Source organism: Actinoallomurus spadix (assembly GCF_024055725.1).
Lineage (GTDB): Bacteria > Actinomycetota > Actinomycetes > Streptosporangiales > Streptosporangiaceae > Actinoallomurus > Actinoallomurus spadix.
On sequence record NZ_JAMXMX010000002.1, the window covers coordinates 142,969 to 169,498 of the forward strand.

Genomic DNA, 26,530 nt, shown 5'->3' on the forward strand with positions numbered 1-26,530 from the left:
GGATCGGCGTTACGGCGGGATGCCGGGCCTTCCGGTCAGTCGACGAACGCCGTGGCGTCGCCGGCGCGCGCGAACGTGCCGCGCCTGCCCACGATGGCCGTGACGCCGTCGTCGAAGCCGTCCCGGTCGAGGAACCGGCCGCGGCCGAGGAAGCCGTCACCGAGGAAGCCGTTACCGAGGAAGCCGTCACGACCGAACCGGTTGCAGCAGCCGCCGCCGCCCCAGAAGCGGTTGGGGCCGAATCCGGCGTTCCTGTTCCTGGCCACCGCGACGTTGTTGTTGCGGTTGATCACGCGGACCGGGACGATGACGCGGGTCACGTTGATGTTCCGGTTGCGGTTGTGGTTGCGTGAGATCACGCGGTGACTCGCGACGTAGCGGTGGCCCCAGCGGTGGTGGCCGTGCCAGGTGGGAGCCTGGGCCGACGCGGGCGAACCGGTGAGCAGGATGCCGGCTGTAGCGGCGGCGATGACCAGACCGCCGGCAGCGCTTGTCGTCTTCAGCACGTTCATCTCCTTGTTGCCGGAAATGGCCCGATGGCCATGAGTGCCCGTTTTGGGCGCCATAGCCGTACTTTCCCGGCCACCCTCGTGCAGCGGCAATCTTGGAGTAACTTGCCGACAAAAGCGGCGAAGACGACACCAGCCCCGGGGCGGGATTTCGTACTCCCCGCCCCGGGGCTGAATGTTCCGTCGGCGACTCTTTACCGGCTAATCTCACGTCGTCTCAGGAAAATGGCCGGCGAATCAGCGGTTCCGCTCCTGCGGCTCGGTGAGGTCCTGCCGCTGCCGCTCGTTCTGCCGCTGCCGCTCGAACTGGTTCTGCCGCTCGCTCTGCGCCTGGTCGTTCCGCGCGATGGCGACGTTGTTGTTCCGGTTCCGGATGCGGAGCCGGATGTAGTTGAACGTGCTGTGGTTGTTCGCGGTGAAGGCGTTCCAGCGGCCGCCGAGGGCGGCGAAGCCGGCACCGCCCCAGTTACCGCCACCCCAGCCGTTGCCCCAGCCGCCGAAGCCGCCGCCGCCGCCGAACTGCGGCGTGGTGGCCGACGCGGGGGAGCTGGTGAGGATCGCGCCTGCGGCGCAGGCGATCACGAGGCCCCCCAGGGTGAAGGACTTCTTCGACATCTCAATCTCCTGTCAGTGCTCGATCGAACGATGTGTAGGCGGTCAGGGTGTCTGCCACTCACTGCTTCCGGCCCCGCGCTCGGCACTCGCGCTCTGCTGCTGGGCCGGTGCGGTGCCGGAATCACGTGAGGCACCCGAATCACCGGAGACACCCGGATCACGTGTGACGCCGGATCCACCGGCGGCCTGCGGACGGACCCGTCGATAGGCCGTTCCGACCGGAGCGGTCCCGGGCGCGAGGTCGGAGCGGCGGGTCAGGCCGCCACCAGGGTCTCCCGCCCGGTCCTGCTGCCATTGCCGCTGGCGCTCCCACTGCCGCTGGCGTTCGCGTTGCGCCTGCTCGTTCCGCGCGATGGCGATGTTGTTGTTCCGGTTGTAAATGAAGATCCGGATGAAGATGCGCGGACGGTTGCTGTTGAAATTCACATGCCGGTGTCTGTGCACGAAGTGAAAGCGATGATGATTGTGCCAGTAACCGGCGAGGTCGGGTTGGGCGTTCACCGGCGAGCTTGTGAGCAAGACGCCGGCGGCGGCCGATACCACCAAGCCGAGAGAGGCGTATTTCATTGTGAGCACGCCGATCTCCTTTCGTCGTCGGGGATAAGGGTGCCGGGGAGGTCCTCTCCGGCACCCTTTCCTGACCGGACGGCACGGCGGCCGTCACCGCATGGTTCTTCGAGCCGTCGCCGGGCTTCGCCGGCTGCTACCGCCCTGGGTCAGACTCCGCTGGACTCACTGGCCAGGAGCGCCGACCTCGGCGTCGCCCCGGCGGTCGCGCCGGTCGCGGTCCTGGTCGACGAGGTCCTGCCGCTCGCGCTGCCGCTGCCGCTCCAGCTGCCACTGGTTCTCACGCTGGGCCTGCGCCTGGTCGTTGCGAGCGATGGCGACGTTGTTGTTGCGGTTCCGGATGCGCAGCCGGATGTAGTTCCACACGGAGTTACCGTTGAAGTTCAGGTTGCGGTGGTTCGAGAAGTGGCGGAAGTTCTGGCCCGAGAACCAGCCGCCGCCGTAGCCACCGCCCCAGCCCGGACCAGGCTGGGCATTGGCCGGTGCAGCGGTGAGGATCGCACCCGCGGCGGTGGCGATCACCAGGCCACCCATGGCGAACTTCTTCTTCAGCACGTCGGTCTCCTTATCTCGGAATGGCGCGATGGCCTTCACGAAACGGCGCTGCCCTCCTGTTTCGGGTGGACGCCGTTGTTTGTAACATTCCCACGCCCTTTCTCGGCAAGATAACTACAGGGTAAGATGACAATAAAGAGCGAAATTCTAAAACCGGACTTTTCGGCTCGTTCTCCGATCTGTCCCATCATTGTTCGCGGAATGGGCGGGACGACCCTCTGAGCTGTTTCCGATCTTGTTCTGGAGTCCGCCCCGGACGGTGTGTCACCGCGTGCGCGAGGCTCCCGCGGCACTAGGTTCGACGCGCGGCGCGTGCGCCCTGGCCGTCCTGCTCAGCGGTCGAAGGCCCAGGACTCGTCGTCGTCGTCCAGCCCTGTTTCCGCCAACGACCGCAATTCCGGCGAATTGTCGTTTCTGTGCCGGCCGAGGGCCGGCGCGCCGATGAGCGCGCAAACGGCGGCGACGGCGATGAGCCCGCCCCGCGGCGACCAGACCGAGCACACCAGCATGACCTCGGCGACCGCACCGTTCACGACGACCGCGCCGATGCCCGCGACGACGAGCCGGGCCGCCCGGTCGAGGCGGGCGAGCAACCCCGCCAGGCAGAACGCCGGCGTGCCGAGGGCCAGCGCCGCGGCCACCGGCCGGGTGAAGCCGGGCACGGAGGGCAGGAGCGCCAGGGTGACCAGGCCCGCGAGGAGGACGACGCCGACCGCACCCACGAGCACCCGCCGCCCCGCCATCAGGACCCCAACGCCACGAAGCGCTCGGCGACGGTGATCGCCAGAACGACGAGCAGCACGGCGGCCCCCCAGGTGAACGGCCGCAACCGCGACCCCGCCCCGGACGGCGCGTACAGCCGCACGACCTCCCGCGCGAGCAGAAGGACGATCAGCAGCGGCAGCGCGGCCAGCCCCACCGGCGTCCAGGCGGTCGAGCCGAACGTGAAGCGCGCCGTGCGGGCCGGAGGAGGCGGCGTCCCCGCCGCCGGGGCCCGCAGCGCGTAGACGACGGCGTCGCCGCCCGTGAAGACCGGGCGGAGCTGCGGCGCGGCGGCCAGCGCCGCCCGCAGCCGTCCGGCGTACGAGGCGGGCAGGCCGTAGTTGAAACGGTTGTACGCCTCGTTCGCGCGACCGGTGATGAAGTACCCGCCGGGCCGCTCCCGGAGCGCCGCGACGATCCCGGACAGGTCGGCCGGATTCGCCGGGGCACGGACGGCGGTGTAGTCGAACCGCTCCATCGACCGGGCACCCCACGGCATCATCGGGAAGTACCCCGCGTCGTCCTGCGGGTCGGCCTGCCACACCACGTTGATCACGCCGGTCGGGGTCTGGCGCAGCATCGCCTCGAACGCCTTCACCTCGCCGGGACGCACCTGCTCGAACGTCTCATTGCCGAAGCGGACGAACAGGAAGCCCCCCGCCAGCAGCAGCCCGCACAGCGCCGCGCCACCGACCGCGAGAGTACGGCGCGGCGCGGGGAACGTGGTCGGGAAGAAGGCGTACGCCGCGAGGAGACAGGCGCCCGGAAGGACGAAGAAGTACACCCGCAGCGCGATCTCGCCCCCGTAGTTCTGCAGGCCCGCCGCGAGGAACGGCGCGGCCAGCAGGACGAGCGCGACCCGGTCGTCCAGGCGCCGCAGCCGCCGCCGCACCGCCCCGTACACCGCCAGCAGCACGGTCACCGCGGCGATGAGGATCCGCACCGACTGCACCGTCTCCAGGCTCTCGCTGCCGTTGCTCACCCGGCCCGCGACCCCGCCGGTCAGGTTCGACAGCAACGCGCCCGCGCCGGAGAACAGGTCCCCGATGTGACCCGCCCAGTACCCCGTCGCCATGAAGCCGATCCAGCCGGCGACCATCACCGCGAGCAGGACCGGCAGGCCACGCGCCGTACAGCGCCGGACCACCACGAGCCCCGTGCAGGTGAACAGGATCAGGAACGGGGTGAGCTGGTGGCTCGCCGTCGTCACCGCGAAGACCACCACGAGCAGCACGACCAGGATCGCGCGGGTGCCGGCCGGAACGTCGACGGGCGGCCGCTCCCCGGCGGCCAGCGGCCCGCGGACGAACGCCCGCACCCGGCCCGGCACGGCACGCCACGCGGCGGGCCGCACCGGCGGGCGGAACCAGTTCAGCAGCACGCCGACGAACAGCAGGTAGAGGAGATAGGTGAAGCCCTGCGGGCTGAAGTAGTCCTGGCCGACCCAGTCCACCACCACGAACAGCCACGCGGCCAGCCAGCACGCGCGCCAGTTCGCGCGCATGGTCCGCAGGATGAGGTACAGCGGCCCCAGGTAGAGCAGCTGCGCGGCGACCGGCGCCCAGTGCAGGAGGGGCTCCAGGTCGCGCAGGCCACCCACCCGGGTCACGAAGGCGACGAGCGCGAAGAACCCCGGCCAGCTGAACCTCGCGTCCAGCGCGTAGTCCGCCGCCCCGGTCCGCCGGATGTACTCCACGAACCCGTAGTGCTGCCAGGCCGTCTCCGGCCGGGCGTACGGCTCCAGGGCCGGAGCCAGGCCGTGCAGCGCGACGACGATGGCGACGAGCTGCAGCAGCAGGAGCACCCGGCGCTGCCGGCTCAGCCACAGCGTGCCGAAGAACGCGGCGACCAGCAGGCCGGCGCCCGCGAGGGTGGCGACCGGCAGCACCGAGATCAGGCCGTACCCGTTCATCCGGGCGAGGCGCACGTGCCGGAGCGGCAGCCAGTACAGGCCCAGCCCGGCGGCGAACAATACCCACAGCGGCCAGGCGGCCCGCGCCTTCCCGCGCGGCCGGCGCGGCCGGCGCCCGACGGCCCGCCGCACGGAGCCGGCGCCCGCCACGTCCTCCCGCGCCACGCCGGGCGCCGCCTCGTGCGCAGCGTCAGGTGCCGCATCGGGCACCGCCTCAGGCACCGCGTCGGGTGCCGTCTTGGGCGCGGCCACCGAGGTGGCCGGGCGGATCACCCGGAGCACGGACGGGAGGACGGCGACGGCGAGCGCGGCGGTGACCGCGAGCACGGCGTACCCGGGGCCGGTCGCGTGCGCGCCGCCGGGCAGCAGGAGCACGAGCCCGAGCACGCCGGCGAACCGCGTGCCCTGCAGCAGCGCCACCAGCCGGGTGCGCCGCCGCACCCGCAGGACGCCGATGTACACCTCGATCAGCGCCTTGGGCAGGACGGCGAGGGCGAGCAGCCGCAGCAGCGGCGCGCCGTGCCGGGCGTACCCGGGGCCGAAGACCGACAGGCCGAGCCGCGCGCCGAGCAGGAGGGCGACGGTGGTGGGCAGCAGGATGAGCGTCATCCGGACGAGCGCCGAACGGCAGGCGGCGGCGAGGCCGTGCGCGTCGAACGCGCCCTCGACCGTCAGCGACGTCGCCATGTTGACGGCCAGCACGTCGACGGTCGCGCCGAGCACCCACGCCAGGTAGAAGTAGGCGTTCGTGCGGGCGTCCAGGCGGGCGGCGACGACGACCGGCACCAGGTTGCACAGGGCGTAGTAGAAGAGCGTGCCGGTGTAGTCGCCGACGACGTACCGGCCGATCTCCGCGCCGGTCGGGACGGGCCGGTCGCCGGCGGTGGCGGCGACGTGACGGGGGATGAGCCGCTGGTGGACGATCCCCTCGACCGGGATGAGGAGGAGCAGCGCCGCCAGCACCCAGGAGATGGCGATCCCGTCCTCCGGGAGGGCCCCCGCCAGGGTCACCAGCAGCACGATCTTCAGGCCGGCGAACAGGGTGTTCTTGCCGAGCACGCCCGTGGCGTGCCGCAGCCCGGTGAGCACCCCGTCCTGGGCGGTGAACAGGCTCCACGAGACGACGGAGACGACGAAGAAGACCCCGGCGCCGAGGCCGGACAGGTGCGCGAACGACGGCCCCCACCAGCCGAGCGTGAGCAGGAACCCGGCGGCGAGGGTGGCGGCGGCCGTGATGCCCGCGAGGTAGGTTCGCAGCACGAGCCGGCTCGTGCCGCGTCCCATCTCGGGGACGAACCGGATGAGGATGAAGTTCAGCGCCGTCAGCCCGCCGAGGAACATCATGGCCTGGTTCTGCGCGGACTGCCGGCCGACCTCGGCGGGCGGGTAGAACCGGGCGGCCAGGAGCCAGTAGCCGAGCCCGAGCACGCCGGTGAGCCCGCCGTTGATCATTAAGGCGTACGCGTTGCGGAACAGCGGGTTGGACAGCTCGCTCCGCAGGGCCGCCATGGGCTCCAGTGTCGCCCCTTCCTCCGTTCGCGCAAGTGCCCTGGAGCGCGTCACACGGTTCCTCGGAGGCGTCGTACGGCGTACCGGGACCGGCGCACGACCGCGTACCCCTTGGTCAGCGCGTGGTCGAGGAGGAAGCCGCGGCCGCGCAGCGCCCGCTCGAACGCGGCGAGCGACGTGCCCGCCCGTACGGTCACCCGGGGCACGGCGAGCCGGTCGCCGTCCCCGGCCGCCAGGGTGTTCGCGACCGCGCACGCCGCGTCGTACCCCGCCGCCCGCGTCTCGCGGCGCACCCGCGCGCTGGAGTACCCGTAGGGGTAGGCCATCGTCGTCACGGGGCGGCCGACCCGGTCTTCCAGGAGCCGCCTGCTGCGCAGCAGCTCCGTGCGCAGCACCGCGTCGCGGAGCTGGTCGAGCTGGGCGTGGCTGTGGCCGTGCCCGCCGACCTCGATCCCGCAGGCCGCGATCTCCGCGACCTGGCTCCAGCTGAGCGTCGGCCCGAGCGGCCGCCCGGCGGCGTACGGCCCGGCGTCGCGGATCCACCCGGTGGTGACGAAGACCGTCGCGCGGAAGCCGAACCTGTCCAGCAGTGGCAGCGCCCGCTCATGGAAGTCGGCGTACCCGTCATCGAACGTGATCACCACCGGCCGGCCCTTCACCGGGTCGCCCGCCGCCAGCTCACCGAAGGTGATCGGCGTGAAGCCGCAGTCCCGCAGGAGGGCGAGCTGCTCGGCGAACGCCTCCGGGCGGACGGCGAGCCGGTCTGGCCCGCCGATGGAGTGGTACATCAGGATCGGGACGGGAGCGGTCGGGGCGTCACCCATGAGACCTCCGGAGGGAGCCGGCGGGATACCCGGGGAGCCGTAGGGAACCGGCGGCGTACCCGGACATCGTGAAGGCGAGCCCCGCCAGGATCGCCCCCGCGCGCCCCAGCCCCGCCGGGTCGCCGGTGCACGCGGCGCGCAGCCCGCGCCCGACGCCGCGCGGCAGTTCGACGAGCGCGTGCCGGCGTTCGCTGGCCAGCCCGTCCCCGACTCCCACGCTCCGGGTGACCATCGCCTTCGACAGCCCCTCGGCGTAGCAGCGGGTCCGGAAGTACGCGAAGCGCGCGCGTTCACCGGGCACGCGGTGCCAGATCACGGCGCGGTCGTCGAACAGCAGCACCGTCTCCGGCACGGCTTGGCGCAGCCGGATGCAGAACTCCGTCTCCTCACAGCCCAGCGGCCGTTTGCCCGGGGCGCGCCCGATACCGCTGCGGAAACCCCCGGCTACCTCGAACGCCGCCCGCCGGAACGAGGCGTTGCCGCCCATGAGGTTCCGGATCGGGCCGGCGGCCATCCCGAGGTACGTGCAGCCGACCACCCACGCGAACTCCTCGGGGAACCAGCGGGGCGCGTCGGACGGCCAGAGCGGCAGTGTACGGCCGCCGACGCCGGCGACATCCGGGTCGGCGTACCCGGCGGCCAGCACGGACAGCCAGTCGGCGTGGGCGACCGCGTCGTCGTCGAGGAACGCGACCACCTCGCCGCGCGCCGCCGCTACGCCGGTGTTCTTGCCGCCGGACAGGCCCTGCGGCCCGGTGTTCGGCATCACCCGGACGTCCGGCAGCGCGGCCCGCAGGCGTTCCAGCAGCGCCTCGTTGTGGTCGACGACGAGGATGATCTCGTGCGGCGCGAGCCGCTGTGCCCGTACGGACGCGACCGCGGCCAGGACGTCGTCCCAGCGCCGCTCGGTGTACGCGCAGATGACCACGGAGATCTTCACGCCGCGTTCCCCTTCCCGTCCGGGGCGTGCCCGGCCGTCTTCTGCCCGGGTGCGACGGACCCGCCCGCGACGGACCCGCCCGCGACGGACCCGCCCGCGAGGGACCCGGGTGCGACGGACCCGGATGCGAGGGGCCCGGATGCGAGGGACCCGGGTGCGACGGGTCCGGGTGCGACGGGCACGGCCGCGCGGCCCTTCGCCCGCAGCCGGGCGTACGTCCGCAGCACCCGGTCCGCGCCCGCGTACAGCGCCGGGTGGGCCAGCACGGCGCTGCGCGCCCGGCGTACCGGCGCCGCGCGGACCCAGTGCAGCCCGGCGGCGGCCGACACCCGGGCGACCCGGCCCTCGGCGATCCCGAACTCGGCGTTCCTCAGCCAGTCCTTGTACTCCCGGCCGCCCCGCCCCATGGCGATCCAGCCGACCCCGGCGCCGGCCGCCGCCTCCGCCATCCGAAGGTGTCCGATCATGCCGGGGGAGTACCGCCCGAACTCGATGTCGTACGCGGGGAACCAGCCCGCCATGACCGGGCCCGCCCGCAGCCCCAGATGCGCGGAGACCGGACGACCCCCGGCGCGCAGCACGCTGAGCACCCCGGCGCCCGTCGCGTGCAGGTGCTCGACGAGCGCCACGATCCAGGGCACGGCGAACCGGTCGGTGCGGCCGGTCCGGCGGTACTGCGCGGACTTCCACGCCATCAGCCGCCGCAGCTCCGCAGGGTCCCGCTCGTCGAACGTGTAGGTCACCTCCCCGGCCTCACGGCCGAGCTTGCGCTCCTTGTACCGGACGGTCTTCAGCGTCTTCGGTGACCGCTTCCGGGCCTCCTCCGCGTACGCGGCGAACCCCGCGCGCAGGTCCATCACCGGCTCGACGCGCGTCTCGGCGTGGAACGGCGCGAACACCGCCTGGTCGGCCAGGAGATGGTCGAACTCCCACACCGACAGGCGGCAGGCGCGCAGCAGCGCCCGCACGTCGAACTCCAGGTCCGGCGGGCCGACGAGACCCTGGCAGTCGGTCAGCCCGGCGCCGATCGGGCGGCCCAGCCCGAGCCCGTGCCGTTCGTACGGGAAGAAGCCCACGATGCCGGTGCCGTCGCTCAGCACGGTCACCCGGGCGTCGGCCCGGAACCGGCCCACGGCCAACGTGAACTCCGGCGCGAGGAATGGATTGCCGGGGACCGGGCCGGTGCCCTGGAGCGCGCGCCAGCGCGCCAGCTCCGGCTCCCCGAGCTCATCCGGGCGCACGATGTCGAACCTCACCCGGAGGCCTCCTCCAGGACCTGTTCCAACGCCGTGCGTTCGCGGGCGGCGCGCTCCGGCGCGGGGGTGGCCCGCAGCCGCGGCCGTGCCCCGCCGACGGGTCCCCGCCGGCCCCGGACCATCGTTCGCAGCACTCGCAGGCCGTCCCGGCCGGCGTTCAGCTTCGAGACGCCCGACCGGCGGTCGAGCTCATGGCTGGGCAGCTCGGCGATGCGCAGCCCCGTGGTGACCGCGTTGACGCACAGCTCCGTCTCGATCTCGAACCCGTCGGCGGCGAGGTTCAGCCGGTCCACGACGGAGCGACGTAGCGCGATGTATCCGTAGCACAGGTCGGTCCAGCGCACGCGGTACAGCACGTTGGCGAGCCTGGTCAGTAAGAGGTTCCCGGCCCGCCGCAGCCACGTGAGGTCGTCGGACCCGCCCCCGACGCAGTAGCGGGACCCCTTCACGACGTCGAACCCGCAGCAGATCAACGCGACGAACGCGTCGATCTCCCTCGGGTCCATGCTGCCGTCGGCGTCGATGGCGACGATGACGTCACTGGTGGCGGCCTCGAACCCGGCCCGCATCGCCGCGCCCTTCCCGGTGGGCGGCCGGCTGATGACGACGGCGTCCGGCCGCAGCCGCCGCGCGACGTCGGCGGTGCCGTCCGCGGACTCGCCGTCGACGACGACGACCTCGTCCACCCCGGAGAGACGGGGCAGCAGCCATCGCAGGTTCTCGGCTTCGTTGAGGGTGGGGATGACGGCCGTGACGGTCGGCCGGGTCGCGCGGTGACGCGCGACGTCGAGATGCTGCAGGAGCGCGCCGGATCGTGCGCCGGCGCCGTGGAGGAATTCCGGCTCGTGCATGGTGGTGCCCCCGGTTAGGCAGGGGAGACTCGGAGGGAACGAGATCCTGCCGAGGTCGATTGACACCATCGATCGTCGGCCGGATGGCGGGAAAAACCCTCCCCCGCCTGACGCAAGCGGCCTACGTCAGCCGGGGTAAGCCACACGGTGAGAGGACCCTCACCGAGTCCGGACGAGCTGCGCGGTGCGGTACGACGCCGGTAGGGTCCGCCGTCTCATCGAGTAGGGTTGCCGTCCTCTATGACGACCTCTTCCCTTCCCCCTTCCGCGATCGTCGCCCGGCTCCGGGCCGCCGGCTGCGTGTTCGCCGAGGACGAGGCGCGGCTGCTGCTCGACACCGCGCGCACGCCCGGCGACCTCGCCGCGATGGTGGACCGCCGCGCCGCCGGCCTGCCGCTGGAGCACGTCCTCGGCTGGGCCGAGTTCTGCGGCCTGCGCATCGCGGTCGATCCAGGGGTGTTCGTGCCCCGGCGGCGCACCGAGTTCCTCGTCCGCCGGGCCGCCGTCCTGGCCCGGCCGGGCGCGGTGCTCCTCGACCTGTGCTGCGGCACGGGCGCGCTCGGCGCGGCCCTCGCCACCCTGCTCGCCGGCGCGGAGGCGGACGGCTCGGCTAGCGCGGACGACGCGGCGGAACCGGTAGGCGAGCGCGAGGGCCACGGTGGGCCCGAGGGACGTCGCCGCGCCGAGGTTCACGCCGCCGACATCGACCCGGCGGCCGTCGCCTGCGCCCGCCGCAACCTGGCGGCCGTCGGCGGCCGGGTGTACGAGGGCGACCTGTACGAACCGCTGCCCGCGACCCTGCGCGGCCGCGTCGACGTCCTCCTGGCCAACGTTCCGTACGTCCCCAGCGGCGACGTCGCCCTGCTGCCCGCCGAGGCTCGCGACCACGAAGCGAGGGTCGCGCTCGACGGCGGTACGGACGGCCTGGACGTCGCCCGCCGCGTGACCGCGGAGGCGTCGGCGTGGCTGGCCCCGGGCGGTCACCTGCTCTTCGAGGCCAGCGACCGCCAGGTCCCGGCCGCCTTGGATGCCGTCGCCCGCGCCGGGCTGTCCGCCCAGGTATCGACCTGTGAGGAGACCGACGCCACGGTCGTCATCGGCACCCTGCCGTAGATCGGGGAGCGCGGGCACGGCAGGGCGCTACCGACGGGCGTCGGCATGGCCGGCCGAATGTCCGGATTGGCGCGCTCCGCTGCGGCAGCCGCCGTCACCGCCGTGGATTGTGGTTGCTGACGCCACCACGATCCTCGGCGCTGTCCAGGAGGCGGTTTTCCGCAGCGATGTGGTCGACCTCCCGAGGGCTGACGCCACCAGGATCCTCGGTGTCGTCCGGAACGGACGGTGGCGTCACTGAAGAAGTGGTGGCGGGCCGGGTGACGGGGCCGGTTCGGCCGGTTCCGCGGGCTTCGTGTTCGCCCTGGTGCCCCAGAGATCGAGGTTCTGGTCGATGACCTGGTCCGAAGGTACGTATCCGGATCTGGACCAGTACTGGTAACCGCGGACGAACGGCAGCATGGTCGCCACCGGGGCGCTGATCATTCCGATGCGGTTCTTCGGCGACCGCATCCCGCCTTCGCCGTCCGGCAGCTGGTACGAGAGCGGCCGCAGATGTCGCTTGCCGTCGGGATAGTCATCTCCGTTCTCATCGGTCTTGTACCGGTGCCAACCGAATTTGTTCAGAGCGCCGTTCTCCGTGGCCCGCAGAACTTGCCTGGACGTACTCACGAAGATGTGGGAAGGAGTGATGCGGGTGAGCGGATCGCCCTTCGCCCTTCCCATGTCCTCGCTGACGCGGTTCACCTGCTGAGCCGCTCCGCCGTATGAGGAATCCCACAATTTGGTGCCGATAGACGAGTTGAGAAGCTTTGCGAAGGATTTCTCCTTGATGTAGCGGAGCTCAACGCGCAGGCGGGCCATGAGGTCGCCGATGCGCCGGATGAAGCCCGTGAGCTTTGCCAGCACGCTCGCCGTTTCGCCGGCCGTTTCCGACGAGGCCCTGAGAATCTCCCTAGCGGCGGCGACCTCTGACAGGCCGGCCGTTCCGGCCGCCAGCAGTCCGGCGCTCAGCCAGCAGTAGACGGCCCAGACGATGACGTTGCTGATCATTCCCCGCAGGACGCCCTCGACGTCCGCGATGAGCGCGCTGATGATCTGCAGCAGCGCGGCGATCCTGTCCGCGCTGTGCCCCGTCTGCGCGATCCCGTCGCGCAGACCCGTCAAGCGTTCGCGCGCCGTGTCCGCCGCAGTGCCGTGCTGCCCGCTCAGGGTACGGCTCAGGGAGTCCCCGAGGTCCCCCGCGAGCCTGCGGCAACTCTCGGCGATGCTGTCGAAGTTGTAGGCGGCCTGTCCGATGGCGATCGGGTCGCCGGTCAATCTGTCCACGATGGACTTCGACCAGTAGAAGGCGCTCAGCAGGAAGCCGATACCGTGGCGGACCAGAAACCCCAGCGGATCGGCGAGGAGATGTCTGTAGTTGGCGTACGCGCCAAGAACTCCGTAGGAGGCGTCCGATGCGAGATTGGCGATATCCGTGCTGATATTGAACTTGTCGTCGCTGAGCGCGTCGCTCACCAATCGCACCAGGTCCAAACCCGCCAATCCGAGCTGGCCAAAAGGCTCAGCGGTGAGGAGCCCGTAAGCGGTGTGATGCTCCTGATAGAAGCGTGAGGCCCAGTTCAGCTGACGGATCTCTTGCGCCGCGCCGTGATCCTTCCACGTGAGGGCCAATGTCTTGAAGATCATGGTCTCGGCCGCGGAGTAGCCGGCGCCCGTACGGTGAAGGCGTTCGCTCGCGCCGTCCATCGCACTGGACATGTGGCCGAGATGCTGTCTGAACTCAGCCGCCAGCGACAAGAACTCGTCCCGCACAGGATGGAGCAGCCCCCACTCCGCATCGGCCAGCGAATGCGTCACGTCGTCATTCGTGCGGTGGATCTCATGCACGCGGGCCGTCAATGCGTCGACGCCGCGGGCCGCGTTGCCGATCTCCTCAGGGTGGGCTGTGTATCCGTCCATGAGCCGGCCGGCCTCCGCTGATCCGGTTGAGAGCGTGCTCTCGGAGGTGGTCTGGCGGCCCGCCGGAGACCGTGCTCAATGATCTTCGTGGGCTACCACGGACAATAGAACATCGACGAGCCGGTCGGCGGCGTCCGGGCGGCCGGCGGCGCGCGCCCGCTCCGCCATGGCGAGCCGCCGGGCCGGGTCGGCGAGCAGCGGATCGACCGCGGCGCCGAGGGTCTGCGGCGTCGGCTCGCCGAGCAGGGCGACGGCGGCGCCGGTCTCCTGGAGGTGACGCGCGTTGTGCGCCTGCTCGTCGCCCGCGGAGGTGGCGAGCGGGACGAGGACGGCGGCCTTGCCGAGGGCGGTCAGCTCCGCGATCGTGCCCGCGCCGCTCCGGGAGATGACGACGTCGGCGAGCGCGAGGACGTCGGGCAGCTCCGGCCCGACGTAGCCGGTGAGCAGGTAGCGGGCCGCGAGCTCCGGGTGCAGGGTCGCGGTGTGCTGCCGGAGGCCGTCGAGGTTGTCCGGTCCGCACTGGTGGATGACGTTGGCGCGGGACAGCAGCCACGGCAGGATGCCGGCGACGAGCGTGTTGATCTGCTGCGACCCCTGCGCGCCGCCGGTGACGTACACCGTGGGCCGGTGGGGGTCGAAGCCGTGGAGGTTCAGCGCGTGGACGGCCTTCTCCGGCCGGCCCTGCAGCACCTCCGGCCGTACCGGGTTGCCGGTGACGACGGCGTTCGCGCGGGTCTTCTCCGGCAGCAGCGGCAGGGTCGACTCCGAGGACACGGCGACGCGCGTGGCCCGGCCGGCGAGGCTCCGGTTGGCCAGGCCGAGCCGGACGGTCTGCTCGTGGACGACCAGGGGGCGGTGGCAGAGCCGGGCCGCGGCCATGCCCACCGGGACGGCGACGTAGCCGCCCGTGGCCAGCACCACGTCCGGGCGGAACCTCTTGATGATCTTCCGGGCCTGGAGCACGCCCAGCGGGACCCGGAGCATGTCCTTGACGTTGGCCGGGGACAGCATCTTGATCGGGTTGCTGGAGCGGCGGATCTTGCCGGTGACGACCGTGGCGAAGGGGATGCCCTCCCCGGCGGCGACCCGCGACTCGAGGCTGTCGGCCTTGCCGACCCACAGCACCTCCAGCGCCCGGCCCGAGCGCTGGAGCCGGGCCCGCAGCGCCCGCACCGCGGTCAGGGCCGGGTACGTGTGGCCGCCGGTCCCTCCACCGGTGACGATCAGGCGGAGCGGCGGCTCCGCGGTGAGGGGCGGGCGGGAGACGTTCTCATTGTTCACGGGAGGCAACCTCGGTCGACGTAACCGGCTGATCTTCAGACCGGCCCTCCCACGGTAGCCATGAGCACGGGAGCGGGGCGCGGGAACGGCGGCCATGTGATCCATTCCGCCTCCCGTTCAGGGGCCTGGCGGGGCCGTGCGTGCGCTGCACGGCCCCGCCAGGGAGCGGGGAGAGGAGGAGTTCAGCCGGTGAACGCCCTGGTGAAGTCCAGGTCGTTCTGGGCGATGCTGCTGCAGGTCGCGCTGGCCCACTGCTGCGGGCCGCCGGGGCACGCCTTGTCGCGGGTCGCGGACCACATCGACAGCCACGCGAGGTTCTTCTGCTTCGCGAAGGCCGCGAGCTTCTTGGCGTCGGCTACGGTGAACACCTCGGTGTTCGTGTCGTTGACCCCGATCATCGGGGTGACCGCGATCTTGCTCCACGCGCTGCTCAGGCCGAGCGCGTCACGCACCTGGGCCTCGGTGGAGGTCGCCGCCTGGATGGCGTAGTCGCCCATCTTGCCGCTCGGGTTCGGGGCCTGACCGTCGCCGTAGTCCATCGCCATGACGTTGACGGCCGAGACCGAGTCGCCGTTCTGCTTCGCGTTCTTCAGGAGGTTCACGCCGTCCTGGGTGAGCCCGGACGGCAGGACCGGCAGCGTGAACGACACGTCCAGGCCCGGCACCTGCTTCTGTAGGGAGGCGATGGCCTGCGCGCGCCGGGTGTTGGCGGCCTGGTCGGCGATCGCGGCGCCTTCGACGTCGAAGTCGACCTTCTTCAGCTTGAACGCGTCGATGACCTGCTTGTACGCGGACGTGAGGGCCCCCGTGTCGGAGCAGGCCTGGGCGAGTTCGGTGCCGTTGGCGCCGCCGAACGACACGCGGACGTCACCGCCGGCCGTGCGCAGCGCGCCGATCTGCTTGGCGACGTCGTTGTCGGCGAGCGCCTGTGAGCCGCCCCACTTGGGCGTGCAGCCGCCGCCGGCCACGATGAAGGCCAGGTTGAACGTCTTGACGCCCGTCTTCGAGGCCGTGCCGGTCAGGTCGAACGGCGGGTAGAGGCCCACGTCGACGTACGGCGCGAAGCCGCCGCTCGACGAGGACGGCGGGGAGGTCGGCTCCGAGGTCGGGCTCGACGGCGGGGTCGGGGTGGTCGTCGTCGGGGACGGCGCCGGCGCGTCACCGCCGCCGGAGCAGGAGGCGCCGTTCACCTGGCAGGAGGCGGGGGCCGCGGCCTTGCCGTCCACGGTGAACCCGATCTGCCGCTCCTGGCCGGGCGCGAGATCGGCGTTCCAGGACTCGTTCTTCACCGTGACATGGGTGCCGTCCTGGTGGGACACGCCGTTCCACAGGCTCGTCACCTTCGCGCCGGCCGGCAGGTCGAAGGACAGGTCCCAGCCGTGCACGGTGCCGGTACCGCCGTTGGTCAGCGTGTACTGGCCCGTGTAGCCGGTGTCCCAGGACGAGACGGTCCGGTAGGCGGCCCGTACGGAGGCGCTGTCGGCCGAGCCGCTCGCCGCCATCAGGCCGCCGGTGCTCGCGCCGCCGGCCGCCAGGGCGACGCCACCGGCGCCGGCCACGGCCGCGAGGCCGACCAGCAGCGGCATCCGCCGGCGGCGGCGCGCGCGGTCTGCGTTCATGAGGGTGTACCTCCAGTGGGGACGGGGATGCGGGGTCTGCGCCTGCAGGGTGGTGCCAACGTACGGCCGCGCGGCCCGCCGTGGACCGCCGTTAAGGCGCGCTTAAGCAATGCCTGACCGGCGCCTAAGACCGCCGTCTCGTGCGGGGGCGCTTGGGGGTGGTGGGCAGCCAGATCTGCACCTGCGCGCCGCCGAGCGCGGGGGAGCGGTCGATCCGCACGTCGCCGCCCACGGTCTCCGCCATGCGGCGGGCGATGTCCAGGCCGAGGCCGGTGGAGCCGCCGCCGCTGGCGCCCCGGCGCAGCGCGGCCTCCGGATCGTCGATCCCGGGGCCCGCGTCGGCGACGAGGATGCCGACCAGGCCCGCGCCCGCGTGCAGCGTCACCGCGAACGCCGTGCCCTCCGGGGTGTGCCGGAACACGTTGCCGAGCAGCGAGTCCAGCACCGCGCTGAGCTCGCCGCGCGGCACCGGGACGGCGACGGGCACGTCGGCGCCGATCAGCTCGCACTCGCGTTCCTGGTCCTCGGCGAGCGCGGACCAGAACGCCATCCGGTCGCGGAGCACCTCGGCGGCGTCGCACCGGGCGGTCTCCTTCGGCTTGCGCGCCGAGCGGATGATCGAGTCGACCTCCTCCTCCAGGCGCGCGACGGCGAGCCGGGTCTGTTCCGCCGCGGGTTCGGGACCGAGGCCCGCCGCGTTCAGGCGCATCGCGGTGAGAGGGGTCCGCAGCCGGTGGGAAAGGTCGGCGATCAGCTCGCGTTCGGCGGCGAGGAGCTGCTCGACGCGGTCGGCCATCGTGTTGAACGCGCGGCCGGCGTCGCGCAGCTCCGGCGGCCCCTGCGGGTCGATCCGGGTGCGCAGGTCGCCGCCGCCCAGGGTGGTCGCCGCACGGGCCAGGGTCCGCGCGGAGCCGACGACGCGGGCGCCGAGGCGGTCCGCGACGACCACGGACCCGGCGACGAGCACGGCGGCCACGGCCGTGAGCGTGATCCAGGCCGACCGGACGCCCCGTGCCAGGTCCTGGCGCGGCAGGTACACCTCGACGATCGCCGTACGGTCCCGGTCCAGCGCGACCGGCTGCAGCAGCACGTACCCGCCGGCCGCCGGGGCGGAGAAGGACCGGCCGCGCGTGGTGGCGGTGGCGAGGTCGGCGAACCGCGCCCGGGAGGTCCCCACCGTGCCGCCCGTACTTGGGGGCAGGTGGACCGCCATCCGGCCGGCCGCTCCGGCCTGGGTGCTGGCGACGGCCCGCTGCAGCGCGGCGCGGTCGGTCGTGACGGCCAGGGCCGGGGCGAGCGACCCCGCCTGGCGTTCGGCGTCGTTCAGCGCCCGGTCGCGGGCGATCTCCTTGACCATGAGGGCCAGCGGGATGAGGAACGCCAGCGCGACCATCGAGGTGACGGCCGCCGAGACGAGCGCGAGCGACCGTCTCACGGCGCCATCAGCTTGACGCCGACGCCGCGCACGGTGTGCAGGTAGCGCGGGCGGGAGGCGGTCTCGCCGAGCTTGCGGCGCAGCCAGGACAGGTGCACGTCGATCGTCTGGTCGTCGCCGTACGGCTGCCGCCAGACCTCGGCCAGCAGCTCCCGCCGGGACACGACGTGGCCGGGGCGGGACGCCAGGTGGGCCAGCAGGTCGAACTCCCGGCGCGTCAGGTCCAGTGGCCGGTCGTCGAGGAACGCCTCGCGCCGGTCCGGGTCGACCCGCAGGCCGCCCACCTGGTACGCCCGGGGCTGGGCCGCCTGCTGCGAGCGGCGGAGCACGGCACCGAGGCGGGCGCTCAGGTGCTCGGCGGAGAACGGCTTGATCAGGTAGTCGTCGGCCCCGGCGTTCAGCAGCCGTACGATCTCGGCCTCGTCGTCGCGCGCCGTCGCCACGATCACGGGGACGTCGGAGACACCGCGCAGCATCTTCAGCGCCTCCGCGCCGTCGAGGTCGGGCAGCCCCAGGTCCAGGATGACGACGTCCGGCGCGGCGCGGGTCACCTCGCGGAGGGCGTCGAGGGCCGTGCCCGCGCTGCGGACGGCGTGCGCCCGCTCGGTGAGCTCCCGGATCAGTGCCGACCGTACGAACTGGTCGTCCTCCACCACGAGCACATTCGCCATGCCCGGCACCTTAGAGGCTGAGCGCCGCATAACCGTAGAAATGGCAACAAAGCACGGCCATTGCGGCACCATGGGGCGGTGCGACGGGCGATGACGTACGTGGCCGCCTGGGGCGGCGCAACCTCGCTGGCGGTGCTGCTGGTCTGGTTCGGCGCGCGCCCGGTCCTGCAGGGCGCGGTCTTCGGCCCGCCGCCCGCTCGTTCCGTCGTCGACCGCCCGTCCGTCTCCCCGGCCGCCGACCCGTCCTCCCCGCCTCCGCAGAGCCCGACCGCGCGGACGACGCCGAAGCGGACCGTACGGCACGCGCCGTCCCGGTCGCCGGGTGCCCGGCCCACGTCGTCGCCGCACACCGACGCGCGGAGCTACACGCTCACCGGCGGCCAGGTCGTGCTCTCGATGACCGCGACGTCCGCCCGGCTGGTCTCCGCGACCCCGGCCGCCGGGTACGAGGTGCGGACCTGGCACGCGCCGGGCTGGCTGCGGGTCGACTTCACCCAGGGCGCGCACACCTCGTCGTTGTTCTGCACCTGGAACGGTCACGCCCCCGCCGTCCAGGTGCAGAATCAATAGCGGTCGGACCGCTTGGACAATTTTTGATACGCGTGAGTAACATCACTAGAATTCGATTCGGCCTTCTCCGGTAACCTCCTGCTCATGGACGTAAACGGAGTTGCCGCCATCGTCACGGGCGGCGCGAGCGGACTGGGTGAGGCGACCGCGCGGGACCTTGCCGCGCACGGTGCCAAGGTGGTCGTGGCCGACCTCAACGAGGACAAGGGCAAGGCGATCGCCGACGAGATCGGCGGCGTCTTCGTCAAGGTCGACGTCTCCGACGAGGAGCAGGTGCAGGCCGCCGTCGACGCGGCCGTCGCCACCGGCGCGCCGCTCCGCGTCGTCGTCAACAGCGCCGGCATCGGCTGGGCGACGCGGACCGTCAACCGGGACGGCTCCCCGCACGACCTCGCCTCGTACAAGAAGGTCATCGAGGTCAACCTGATCGGCACGTTCAACGGCCTCCGCCTCGGCGCCGCCGCGATCGCCAAGACCGAGCCGGTGGACGAGTTCGGCACCCGCGGCGTGGTCATCAACACCGCCTCCGTCGCCGCCCTCGAAGGGCAGACCGGCCAGATCGCCTACTCCTCCTCCAAGGGCGGCATCGTCGGCATGACCGTGCCCGCCGCCCGCGACCTGGCCGCCATCGGCGTCCGCGTCAACACCATCTGCCCCGGCATCATCGACACGCCGATCTACGGCCAGGGCGAGCAGGCCGAAGAGTTCAAGAAGAAGCTCGTCGCGCCGGTCGTCTTCCCCAAGCGTATGGGCCGCCCGTCGGAGTTCGCCCACCTCGTCCGCTCCCTCGTCGAGAACGACTACGTCAACGCCGAAGTCATCCGTTTCGACGGCGGCATCCGCTTCCAGCCCAAGTGAGGTCCTGATGTCGGACGCGGTCCTGACCGAGGTGGACGGCGGCGTCGCCGTCATCACGATCAACCGGCCCGAGGCGAGGAACGCCATCAACGGCGCCGTCGCCCAGGGCATCGCGAGCGCGATCGACGAGTTCGACGCGCGCAAGGACGTCTCCGCCTACGTCCTCACCGGCGCCGGCGGCACCTTCTGCGCCGGCATGGACCTCAAAGGGTTCCTCACCGGCGACGACCCGAGCAAGGGCGGGCGCGGCTTCGGCGGCATCACCGAGCGGCCCCCGGCCAAGCCCATCATCGCCGCCATCGAGGGGTACGCCCTGGCGGGCGGCTTCGAGCTCGCGCTGTCCTGCGACATGATCGTCGCCTCCTCGGAGTCGAAGTTCGGGCTCCCCGAGGTCAAGCGCGGCCTGGTCGCCGGAGCGGGCGGCCTGCTCCGGCTGCCGCAGCGCATCCCCTACCACGCCGCGCTGGAGATCGCGCTGACCGGCGACCACTACCCGGCCGCACGGCTGGCCGAGCTCGGCCTGGTCAACCGGGTCACCGAGCCCGGCGAGGCCCTGCGGACCGCCAAGGACCTGGCCGCCAAGGTCGCGGCGAACGCCCCCCTGGCGCTGGCCGCCACCAAGCGCGTCATCGTCGAGTCCCGCGACTGGCCGAGCGACGAGCAGTTCGCCCGGCAGGGCGAGATCATCATGCCCGTGTTCGGGTCCAAGGACGCGATGGAGGGCGCGGCGGCCTTCGCCGAGAAACGACCGCCGAACTGGTCCGGCGAGTGACCTTCGTGCCGGGGGCGCGCCCGACCGGCCCCGCCCCCGCCACGTCCGGGTCACGAACGCCGTGCACGATCGGCTCCTGAACGCCTGACGTGATCAGATCCGCGAACGCGCCGGCGTGCTCGGGACGCGAACGCCCGGCGTGATCGGGTCGTGGAGATCCCGGCATGACGCGCCGTAAATGAGGCGACATCGAGCGCGCCTGCCAGCGATAATCGGGCTTATGTCCGATCCCGTGCGCATCCGCGGCTCGGTCGTCATCCCCGACGCCGAGCTCAGCTGGCGCTTCTCCCGCTCGTCGGGCCCGGGAGGACAGCACGTCAACACCAGCGACACCGCTGCCGAGCTGTCCTTCGACCTCGCCGGGTCGGTGTCGCTCCCCCAGCCGTACAAGGACCGTGCGCTGCAGCGCCTCGCAGGACGCCTGGTCGGCGGGGTCATCACGATCCGCGCCGAGGAGTACCGGTCGCAACTGCGCAACCGGGACGCCGCCAAGGCACGCCTGGCCGCGCTGCTCACGGAGGCCACGGCCCCTCCGCCTAAGCCGCGCCGCCCGACCAAGCCCAGCCGCCGTGTCCACGAACGCCGCCTGGAGAACAAGCGCCGCCGCGGTGAGGTGAAGCGGGGCCGCTCCGGCCGCTTCGACATCTGACCGCCGCCCATCCCTGAGTCCAAGACGAGACGCCTGCGGCGAGGTCCGGTCCGCGCGCTAATTCGATTGCGGAACTGTCGGTGCCCCCCGGCATGATGGTCCGCCGATGAGACCCGGCATGATGGTCCGTCGCTGAAACCTCAGCCAGCCGCCCGATCGGGCGTGATCGACGATTGGAAGACCCAGATGAGCACCGTCCCATCCCCTGAGCTTGCGGACGACCCACCACAGATATCCGAGCCGCCGGCAGGGCTTGATCGGGGAGTGCTCGCGGTCGCCATGGTCGTCGTCCTCGGCGCGATCATGTCGATTCTGGACGTCACGGTCGTCAACGTCGCGATCAACGACCTGTCCGGCGCCTTCCACGCCCCGCTCTCCACCATCCAGTGGGTCGCCACCGGCTACACGCTCGCCCTCGCCACGGTGATCCCGGTCACCGGCTGGGCGTCCGCGCGGTTCGGCACCAAACGGCTCTACATGATCTCGATCGCATTGTTCGTGCTCGGGTCGGCGCTGGCCGGCACGGCCTGGTCAGCCGAGTCGCTGATCGCCTTCCGCGTCCTGCAGGGCCTCGGCGGCGGCATGATCATGCCCGCCGGCATGACGATCCTCACGCAGAAGGCCGGACCGTCCCGGGTCGGCCAGGTGATGAGCGTCGTCGGCATCCCGATGCTGCTCGGCCCGATCTGCGGCCCCATCCTCGGCGGCTGGCTGGTCGACGACGTCTCCTGGCGGTGGATCTTCTTCATCAACCTGCCGATCGGCGTCGTCGCGCTGTTCCTCGCCGCGCGGATCCTCGAGCGTGACACTCCGCGCCCGGGTGAGCGTCTCGACGTGCTCGGTCTCGTGCTGCTGTCGCCCGGCCTCGCCTCGCTGATCTACGGCCTGGCCAAGGGCGCCCAGGACAGCGACTTCGGCAAGCCCGAGGTCCTCATCACCACCCTCGCCGGAGCGGTGCTGGTCGTGCTGTTCGCGATCCGCGCGCTCACCGCCAAGGTCCCGCTGATCGACCTGCGCCTGCTCAAGCGGCGCTCGGTCGCGGCGGCCGCGGGCACGATGGTCCTGTTCATGTGCGCGTTCATGGGGGCGATGCTCCTGCTGCCGCTCTACTACCAGGTGGTGCGGCAGGAGAGCGCCTTCTCCTCCGGCCTGCTGCTCGCCCCGCAGGGCATCGGCGCGATGTTCACCATGCCGATCGGCGGCAAGCTCACCGACCGGATCGGTCCCGGCCGGGTCGTCCTGATCGGCCTGGTCGTGGTCGTCGGGTCCGTCGCCGGTTTCACCTCGGTGCTGCAGGCCGACACCTCGTACTGGACGCTCGGCGCCGTGCTGTTCGTGATGGGTCTGGGCATGGGCATGACGATGATGCCGACCATGGCGGCCGCGATCCAGACGCTCTCCCACGACGAGGTGCCCAAGGCGAGCACCATGCTGAACATCATCCAGCAGGTCTCCGCCTCCATCGGCACCGCGCTGATGTCCGTCCTGCTGGCCAACGCCCTCACCGACAAGCTCGGCGGCGCAGCGGGCGGCGGCGGGCTGTCCGCGGCCGCGAAGGTGCCGCCGCAGATCATGCAGAAGATCGTCGGCCCCATGGCGGACGCCTTCCAGAGCACCTACTGGTGGGCGGTGGGCCTGCTCGCGCTGGCCTTCATCCCCGCCCTGCTCCTGCCGCGCCGCAAGCCGACCGGGGCCCCGGCGGAGCCCCCGATGCCGATGCACTGACCCTCCTCACGCACGCCGTCCCGGCCCCGTGGCCCCCAGGCCACGGGGCCGTCGTCGTCCATCCGTCATACCGGCCGGGAGGTCAGGCTGATGTCGTGGTCGAACGAGTCCTCGCCCGGCAGCACGGGGTGATCGCGCGGTGGCAGGCGCTCGCGTGCACCGGAGCGGCTGCTGCGCGCGTTGGAGAAACGCACGAGGGTGCGGTGGCGGGCCGAGCTGACGGCGGCGCTGGCGGAGGTCGACGCGGGAGCGACGACGCTGCTGGAGATCCGGTTCGTCCGTGACGTCGAGCGGGCGCACGGGCTGCCGCCCACTGCCAGGCAGGTCCGGTCGCTGCGCGGCGGACGGGTCGGCTACGAGGACGCGCGCGCCGATGCGTACGGCGTCGTCATCGAACTCGACGGGCGGGTGGCGCATCCGTTCGCCGAGCGGCACCGCGATCTGCGCCGGGACAACGCCGCCGTACGCGCCGGGCCGGCGCCGCTCCGCTACGGATGGGGCGACGTCACCGAGCGGCCGTGCCTGGTCGCGGCGGAGATCGCGGAGGTCTACCGGAGAAGAGGCTGGAGCGGGACGCCGCGCCCCTGCGGGGCGGGATGCCGGTTCGCAGAGGCGGCCTGACGATCGCGTCGCTTGGCCTGGCGGTCGCAGAGGTTCGTCGCTTGGCCTGACGATCGCAGGGGCGCAGTGCTTGGCCTGGCGGTCTCAGGTGTGCACCGCGGTGGCGCCGGCGGGGGAGCCGAAGCCGCGAAGCAGGGTGTCGACGACCTTCGTGGCGAGGGCGTCGGCGTCTCCACCGTCGATCTCCGCGGCGGCCTCGTGGATCAGGGCGTAGTAGACGCGGCGCGTCCAGTCGAGGTCGGCGTCGGGGCGGAGCACGCCCGCATCGCGGGCGCGACGGAGGAGTTGGACGCACCGCACGCGGATGTCGGCATGGATGCGGGCGGCCTCCGGATGCGCCTCCTCGAAGGTGCGGTTCATCGCGAACGACCAACTCGTCTTGACGCGCAGGACGTTGGCGGTGACCTGGTAGAGCGCCACGAGGGGCGGGGTGGCGTCGGGGCGCGCCGAGTCGACCGCCTCGGCGAACTGGCGGGCGGCCCAGCCGGTCAGCTCGTCCAGAAGCGCCTCACGGGTCGCGAAGCGACGATGCACGGTCGTGCGGGCCACTCCCGCCGCCTCGGCGACCTGCTCCATGGTCGCCGCCGGATTGACGGCGAGGACGCGCTCGGCCGCCTCCAGGATCGTGCGCACCGTGCGCTCGGCGTCGGCCCGGAGAGGGCGCCTCGTCTGCTGCCGGGACTGGTTCGCTGTCGCCACCCCGACATGTTACCTCACCGATACGAGTGGATCATTAGTTGCAACTTTGATGTTGCATCTACTAGCTTGATCGCGTCGTAACGGTTGCAAGTCTTCTATAGGAGGTTCTGATGGACACTCGGCTCGCTGGGCGTACCGCCCTGGTGACCGGCGGCAGCCGCGGGATCGGGTTGGCGATCGTGACCGCGCTCGCCGCGGAGGGCGTTCGTGTCGTCGCGGCGGCGCGGACGGTCACGCCCGAGTTGAAGGAGACCGGTGCGATCACCATCTCCGCGGACCTGGCGACGTCCCACGGCCCCGCCCACCTGGTCGACCAGGCCCTCGCCGAGCTCGGTGGCGACCTCGACCTGCTGGTCAACAACGCCGGTGGGGGAGACGGCGGGGCCGAGATGGCTCCGGGGTTCCTGGGGTTCGCGGACGACGACTGGCGGTCCTTGTTCGACCTGAACTTCTTCGCCGCCGTCCGTACGACGCGCGCCGCTCTGCCCAGCCTGCTCCGGGCCCGGGGTGGGATCGTCAACATCTCCTCGAGCGGCGCGCGCATGCCGCACGCCGGGCCGGTCCCGTACACGACGGCCAAGGCGGCGCTGACCGCGTTCGGGAAGGCGCTCGCGGAGGAGTTCGGGCCCCAGGGCGTCCGGGTGAACACGATCTCACCGGGGGCGGTGCGAACCGCGATGTGGGAGGCGCCCGACGGCTATGGTGCCGGGCTGGCGAAGGCGTTCGGCGTGTCCCAGGAGCAGTTCCTGGCGGCGCTGCCCGGACAGCTGGGCATGACGACGGGCCGGCTGATCGAGCCGGCCGAGGTGGCCGCACTGGTGACCTATCTCGCCTCGCCGCTCGCGGCCAGCGTCAACGGCGCGGACCTGGTGATCGACGGCGGTTCGATCAAGACGGTCTGACCGGTCTGGCGGGTCTGAACGGTCTGACCGGGCCGGCCGGCGAGGCCCTCGCCGGCCGCGCGGGTCAGGCGAGCCGCTTGGTCAGGTGCACGAGTTCGACGCCCGGACGAAGCGGCTCCCGGCGCTCTTCGGCGTAGCCGAGGCGCTCGTACAGGCGGAGGTTGGCCGCGCTGAGATGGCCGGTGAAGAGGGTCGCGTGCCGGACCGCAGGGGTGACCGACTCCTCGATGGCCGCGAGCAGGGCGGTGCCGAGCCCCCGGCCCTGGAAGTCGGGTGCGACGGTCAGCCGGCCGATGCGCAGCAGGTCGTCCTCGACGCGGCCGCGTACGGCGCCGACGATCCGGTGGCCGTGGGTGACCTTGAACGCGAGGCCGCGCTCCAGCTCCTCGGTGAGTTCATCGAGGGTCTGGACCAGCGGCGGGAGCCCGGGGTCGCCGTAGATCCGCGCCTCGGTGGCGTACGCGGCGCGCTGCAGTGTCAGCAGTTCCCCTGCGTCGCCGGGTCGTACGGGTTCGATCGGCGGAGCACCCGTCATACCGACGGCGGCCAGTTCCAGGTCGATGAAGGCGCCGATCATCGCCCGGTAGGTGCGTTCGACGACGTCGGGGGACGCGCCGAGTTCGGTGGCGGTGGACCGGGCGCGCCGGACGAGCTGGGCGACGCGGTCGGGGGCTCGTACGGCTCCGGCGTCGGTCTTCAACCGGCCGGCCCGGCGTACGAAGGTTTCGCGTTCGGCCAGCAGTGCGATGATCCGGCGGTCGAGTTCGTCGATCCGGCCGCGGATCGCGGTGAGCTCATCGTCGGTCATGGGACCCGTCCTCGGGTCGTCAGCTCCAGTCGGCGGCGCGGACGGCGCGGAGCGCGGCCTTGCGGGCGTCGCCCTGGAGTGTGTCGACGTACAGCCGGCCCTTGAGGTGGCCCGTCTCGTGCTGGAGGCAGCGGGCGAAGTAGCCGGTGCCCTCGACGCGCAGCGGCGCGCCCGTCATGTCGACGCCCTCGACGACCGCGTGGCCGTACCTCGGCGTCGGGAAGCGCAGGCCGGGCAGCGACAGGCAGCCTTCGTCGTCCGAGACGGTCTCGCCGTCGGCGGTCACCAGGACCGGGTTGACGACGTGGCCGACATGGTTGCGGCCCGCGTCGTCGTCACAGTCGTAGACGAAGATCTGCAGGGAGACGCCGATCTGGTTGGCGGCGAGTCCGGCGCCGTCGTTGGCGTACATCGACGCGAACATGTCGTCGATCAGGCGCCGGAGGTCGTCGTCGAAGGAACGCACCGGGTCGCACTCGGTGCGCAGCCCGGGGTCGCCCATGTAACGGATCGGGCGTACGGTGCCCGTGCCGCCGCGTCGTCGTCTCACAGCCCAGGACTCTAGATGATCGGGCCGGTGACCGGCCAACGGTCACCGGCCCGGC

At 72.0% G+C, this 26,530-nt stretch carries 26 protein-coding genes; 8 read left to right on the top strand and 18 right to left on the bottom strand.

Features of this window, described 5'->3' with window-relative positions; translation table 11 throughout:
- Nucleotides 1-35: 35 nt before the first annotated feature.
- The 10 genes from NE235_RS02715 to NE235_RS02760 all read right to left on the bottom strand — a co-directional run bounded on the left by NE235_RS02715 (nucleotide 36) and on the right by NE235_RS02760 (nucleotide 10,300).
- Complete coding sequence (locus tag NE235_RS02715; RefSeq protein WP_252799057.1) at nucleotides 36-506, bottom strand: hypothetical protein; 471 nt, start codon at nucleotides 504-506, stop codon at nucleotides 36-38.
- A 240-nt stretch (nucleotides 507-746) separates the two neighbouring features.
- The gene (locus tag NE235_RS02720; RefSeq protein ID WP_252799058.1) at nucleotides 747-1,124 is read right to left on the bottom strand and encodes a hypothetical protein; all 378 of its coding nucleotides are present in this window, start codon (nucleotides 1,122-1,124) and stop codon (nucleotides 747-749) included.
- 42 nt (nucleotides 1,125-1,166) lie between these two features.
- Nucleotides 1,167-1,700: a hypothetical protein gene (locus tag NE235_RS02725; RefSeq protein ID WP_252799059.1), complete on the bottom strand. Its 534-nt coding sequence runs from the start codon at nucleotides 1,698-1,700 to the stop codon at nucleotides 1,167-1,169.
- Nucleotides 1,701-1,856: 156 nt separating this feature from the next.
- Nucleotides 1,857-2,246 carry a hypothetical protein gene (locus NE235_RS02730; RefSeq protein ID WP_252799060.1) on the bottom strand — a complete coding sequence of 130 codons (390 nt, stop codon included), beginning with the start codon at nucleotides 2,244-2,246 and terminating at the stop codon, nucleotides 1,857-1,859.
- 332 nt (nucleotides 2,247-2,578) lie between these two features.
- Nucleotides 2,579-2,989, bottom strand: coding sequence for a hypothetical protein (locus tag NE235_RS02735; RefSeq protein ID WP_252799061.1), 411 nt, complete (start codon nucleotides 2,987-2,989; stop codon nucleotides 2,579-2,581).
- Nucleotides 2,989-6,429, bottom strand: a complete 3,441-nt coding sequence (locus tag NE235_RS02740; protein WP_252799062.1) for a hypothetical protein — start codon at nucleotides 6,427-6,429, stop codon at nucleotides 2,989-2,991. The genes NE235_RS02735 and NE235_RS02740 overlap by 1 nt, the downstream gene beginning before the upstream one ends.
- A 50-nt stretch (nucleotides 6,430-6,479) precedes the next feature.
- Complete coding sequence (locus NE235_RS02745) at nucleotides 6,480-7,253, bottom strand: polysaccharide deacetylase family protein (protein ID WP_252799063.1); 774 nt, start codon at nucleotides 7,251-7,253, stop codon at nucleotides 6,480-6,482.
- The gene (locus tag NE235_RS02750; RefSeq protein WP_252799064.1) at nucleotides 7,246-8,193 is read right to left on the bottom strand and encodes a glycosyltransferase family 2 protein; all 948 of its coding nucleotides are present in this window, start codon (nucleotides 8,191-8,193) and stop codon (nucleotides 7,246-7,248) included. The genes NE235_RS02745 and NE235_RS02750 overlap by 8 nt, the downstream gene beginning before the upstream one ends.
- Nucleotides 8,190-9,449 carry a GNAT family N-acetyltransferase gene (locus NE235_RS38055; protein WP_252799065.1) on the bottom strand — a complete coding sequence of 420 codons (1,260 nt, stop codon included), beginning with the start codon at nucleotides 9,447-9,449 and terminating at the stop codon, nucleotides 8,190-8,192. Before NE235_RS38055 ends, NE235_RS02750 begins: the two co-directional genes overlap by 4 nt.
- The gene (locus NE235_RS02760; RefSeq protein WP_252799066.1) at nucleotides 9,446-10,300 is read right to left on the bottom strand and encodes a glycosyltransferase family 2 protein; all 855 of its coding nucleotides are present in this window, start codon (nucleotides 10,298-10,300) and stop codon (nucleotides 9,446-9,448) included. Before NE235_RS02760 ends, NE235_RS38055 begins: the two co-directional genes overlap by 4 nt.
- 240 nt (nucleotides 10,301-10,540) lie before the next feature.
- Here NE235_RS02760 and NE235_RS02765 point away from each other — a divergent pair, with 240 nt between their 5' ends.
- Nucleotides 10,541-11,413: a HemK family protein methyltransferase gene (locus tag NE235_RS02765; protein ID WP_252799067.1), complete on the top strand. Its 873-nt coding sequence runs from the start codon at nucleotides 10,541-10,543 to the stop codon at nucleotides 11,411-11,413.
- A 234-nt stretch (nucleotides 11,414-11,647) separates the two neighbouring features.
- Here the strand turns inward: NE235_RS02765 and NE235_RS02770 are convergent, their stop codons facing one another.
- The 5 genes from NE235_RS02770 to NE235_RS02790 all read right to left on the bottom strand — a co-directional run bounded on the left by NE235_RS02770 (nucleotide 11,648) and on the right by NE235_RS02790 (nucleotide 18,321).
- Entirely contained in the window at nucleotides 11,648-13,315 is a 1,668-nt protein-coding gene (locus tag NE235_RS02770; protein WP_252799068.1) for a hypothetical protein, read from the bottom strand.
- Nucleotides 13,316-13,390: 75 nt separating this feature from the next.
- Nucleotides 13,391-14,596, bottom strand: a complete 1,206-nt coding sequence (locus NE235_RS02775; RefSeq protein ID WP_252799069.1) for a UDP-N-acetylglucosamine--N-acetylmuramyl-(pentapeptide) pyrophosphoryl-undecaprenol N-acetylglucosamine transferase — start codon at nucleotides 14,594-14,596, stop codon at nucleotides 13,391-13,393.
- Nucleotides 14,597-14,778: 182 nt separating this feature from the next.
- Entirely contained in the window at nucleotides 14,779-16,215 is a 1,437-nt protein-coding gene (locus tag NE235_RS02780; protein WP_252799070.1) for a glycoside hydrolase family 18 protein, read from the bottom strand.
- A 124-nt stretch (nucleotides 16,216-16,339) separates the two neighbouring features.
- The gene (locus NE235_RS02785; protein WP_252799071.1) at nucleotides 16,340-17,650 is read right to left on the bottom strand and encodes a sensor histidine kinase; all 1,311 of its coding nucleotides are present in this window, start codon (nucleotides 17,648-17,650) and stop codon (nucleotides 16,340-16,342) included.
- Complete coding sequence (locus NE235_RS02790) at nucleotides 17,647-18,321, bottom strand: response regulator transcription factor (protein ID WP_252799072.1); 675 nt, start codon at nucleotides 18,319-18,321, stop codon at nucleotides 17,647-17,649. Before NE235_RS02790 ends, NE235_RS02785 begins: the two co-directional genes overlap by 4 nt.
- A gap of 78 nt (nucleotides 18,322-18,399) precedes the next feature.
- Between NE235_RS02790 and NE235_RS02795 the strand changes: the two genes are divergently transcribed.
- The 6 genes from NE235_RS02795 (at nucleotide 18,400) to NE235_RS02820 (ending at nucleotide 23,516) form a co-directional block, all read left to right on the top strand.
- Nucleotides 18,400-18,891 carry a hypothetical protein gene (locus tag NE235_RS02795; protein ID WP_252799073.1) on the top strand — a complete coding sequence of 164 codons (492 nt, stop codon included), beginning with the start codon at nucleotides 18,400-18,402 and terminating at the stop codon, nucleotides 18,889-18,891.
- 84 nt (nucleotides 18,892-18,975) lie between these two features.
- On the top strand, nucleotides 18,976-19,749 hold the full coding sequence (locus tag NE235_RS02800; protein WP_252799074.1) for an SDR family NAD(P)-dependent oxidoreductase: 774 nt from the start codon (nucleotides 18,976-18,978) through the stop codon (nucleotides 19,747-19,749).
- Nucleotides 19,750-19,756: 7 nt separating this feature from the next.
- On the top strand, nucleotides 19,757-20,521 hold the full coding sequence (locus NE235_RS02805) for a crotonase/enoyl-CoA hydratase family protein (RefSeq protein ID WP_252799075.1): 765 nt from the start codon (nucleotides 19,757-19,759) through the stop codon (nucleotides 20,519-20,521).
- A 220-nt stretch (nucleotides 20,522-20,741) separates the two neighbouring features.
- Nucleotides 20,742-21,170 (top strand): alternative ribosome rescue aminoacyl-tRNA hydrolase ArfB, encoded by a 429-nt coding sequence (arfB, locus tag NE235_RS02810; protein ID WP_252799076.1) that lies wholly within the window; start codon nucleotides 20,742-20,744, stop codon nucleotides 21,168-21,170.
- 264 nt (nucleotides 21,171-21,434) lie between these two features.
- The gene (locus NE235_RS02815; RefSeq protein WP_252799077.1) at nucleotides 21,435-22,895 is read left to right on the top strand and encodes a DHA2 family efflux MFS transporter permease subunit; all 1,461 of its coding nucleotides are present in this window, start codon (nucleotides 21,435-21,437) and stop codon (nucleotides 22,893-22,895) included.
- 180 nt (nucleotides 22,896-23,075) lie between these two features.
- Entirely contained in the window at nucleotides 23,076-23,516 is a 441-nt protein-coding gene (locus NE235_RS02820) for a hypothetical protein (RefSeq protein ID WP_252799078.1), read from the top strand.
- Nucleotides 23,517-23,600: 84 nt separating this feature from the next.
- Here the strand turns inward: NE235_RS02820 and NE235_RS02825 are convergent, their stop codons facing one another.
- The gene (locus NE235_RS02825) at nucleotides 23,601-24,215 is read right to left on the bottom strand and encodes a TetR/AcrR family transcriptional regulator (protein ID WP_252799079.1); all 615 of its coding nucleotides are present in this window, start codon (nucleotides 24,213-24,215) and stop codon (nucleotides 23,601-23,603) included.
- Nucleotides 24,216-24,325: 110 nt separating this feature from the next.
- On the opposite strand from NE235_RS02825, the gene NE235_RS02830 reads away from it, so the two are divergent.
- Nucleotides 24,326-25,117 (top strand): SDR family NAD(P)-dependent oxidoreductase, encoded by a 792-nt coding sequence (locus NE235_RS02830; RefSeq protein WP_252799080.1) that lies wholly within the window; start codon nucleotides 24,326-24,328, stop codon nucleotides 25,115-25,117.
- 64 nt (nucleotides 25,118-25,181) lie between these two features.
- Here the strand turns inward: NE235_RS02830 and NE235_RS02835 are convergent, their stop codons facing one another.
- Both NE235_RS02835 and def read right to left on the bottom strand, forming a co-directional pair.
- Nucleotides 25,182-25,925, bottom strand: coding sequence for a GNAT family N-acetyltransferase (locus tag NE235_RS02835; protein ID WP_252799081.1), 744 nt, complete (start codon nucleotides 25,923-25,925; stop codon nucleotides 25,182-25,184).
- 19 nt (nucleotides 25,926-25,944) lie between these two features.
- Nucleotides 25,945-26,475, bottom strand: coding sequence for a peptide deformylase (gene def, locus NE235_RS02840; RefSeq protein WP_252799082.1), 531 nt, complete (start codon nucleotides 26,473-26,475; stop codon nucleotides 25,945-25,947).
- Between the last annotated feature and the right edge of the window lie 55 nt (nucleotides 26,476-26,530).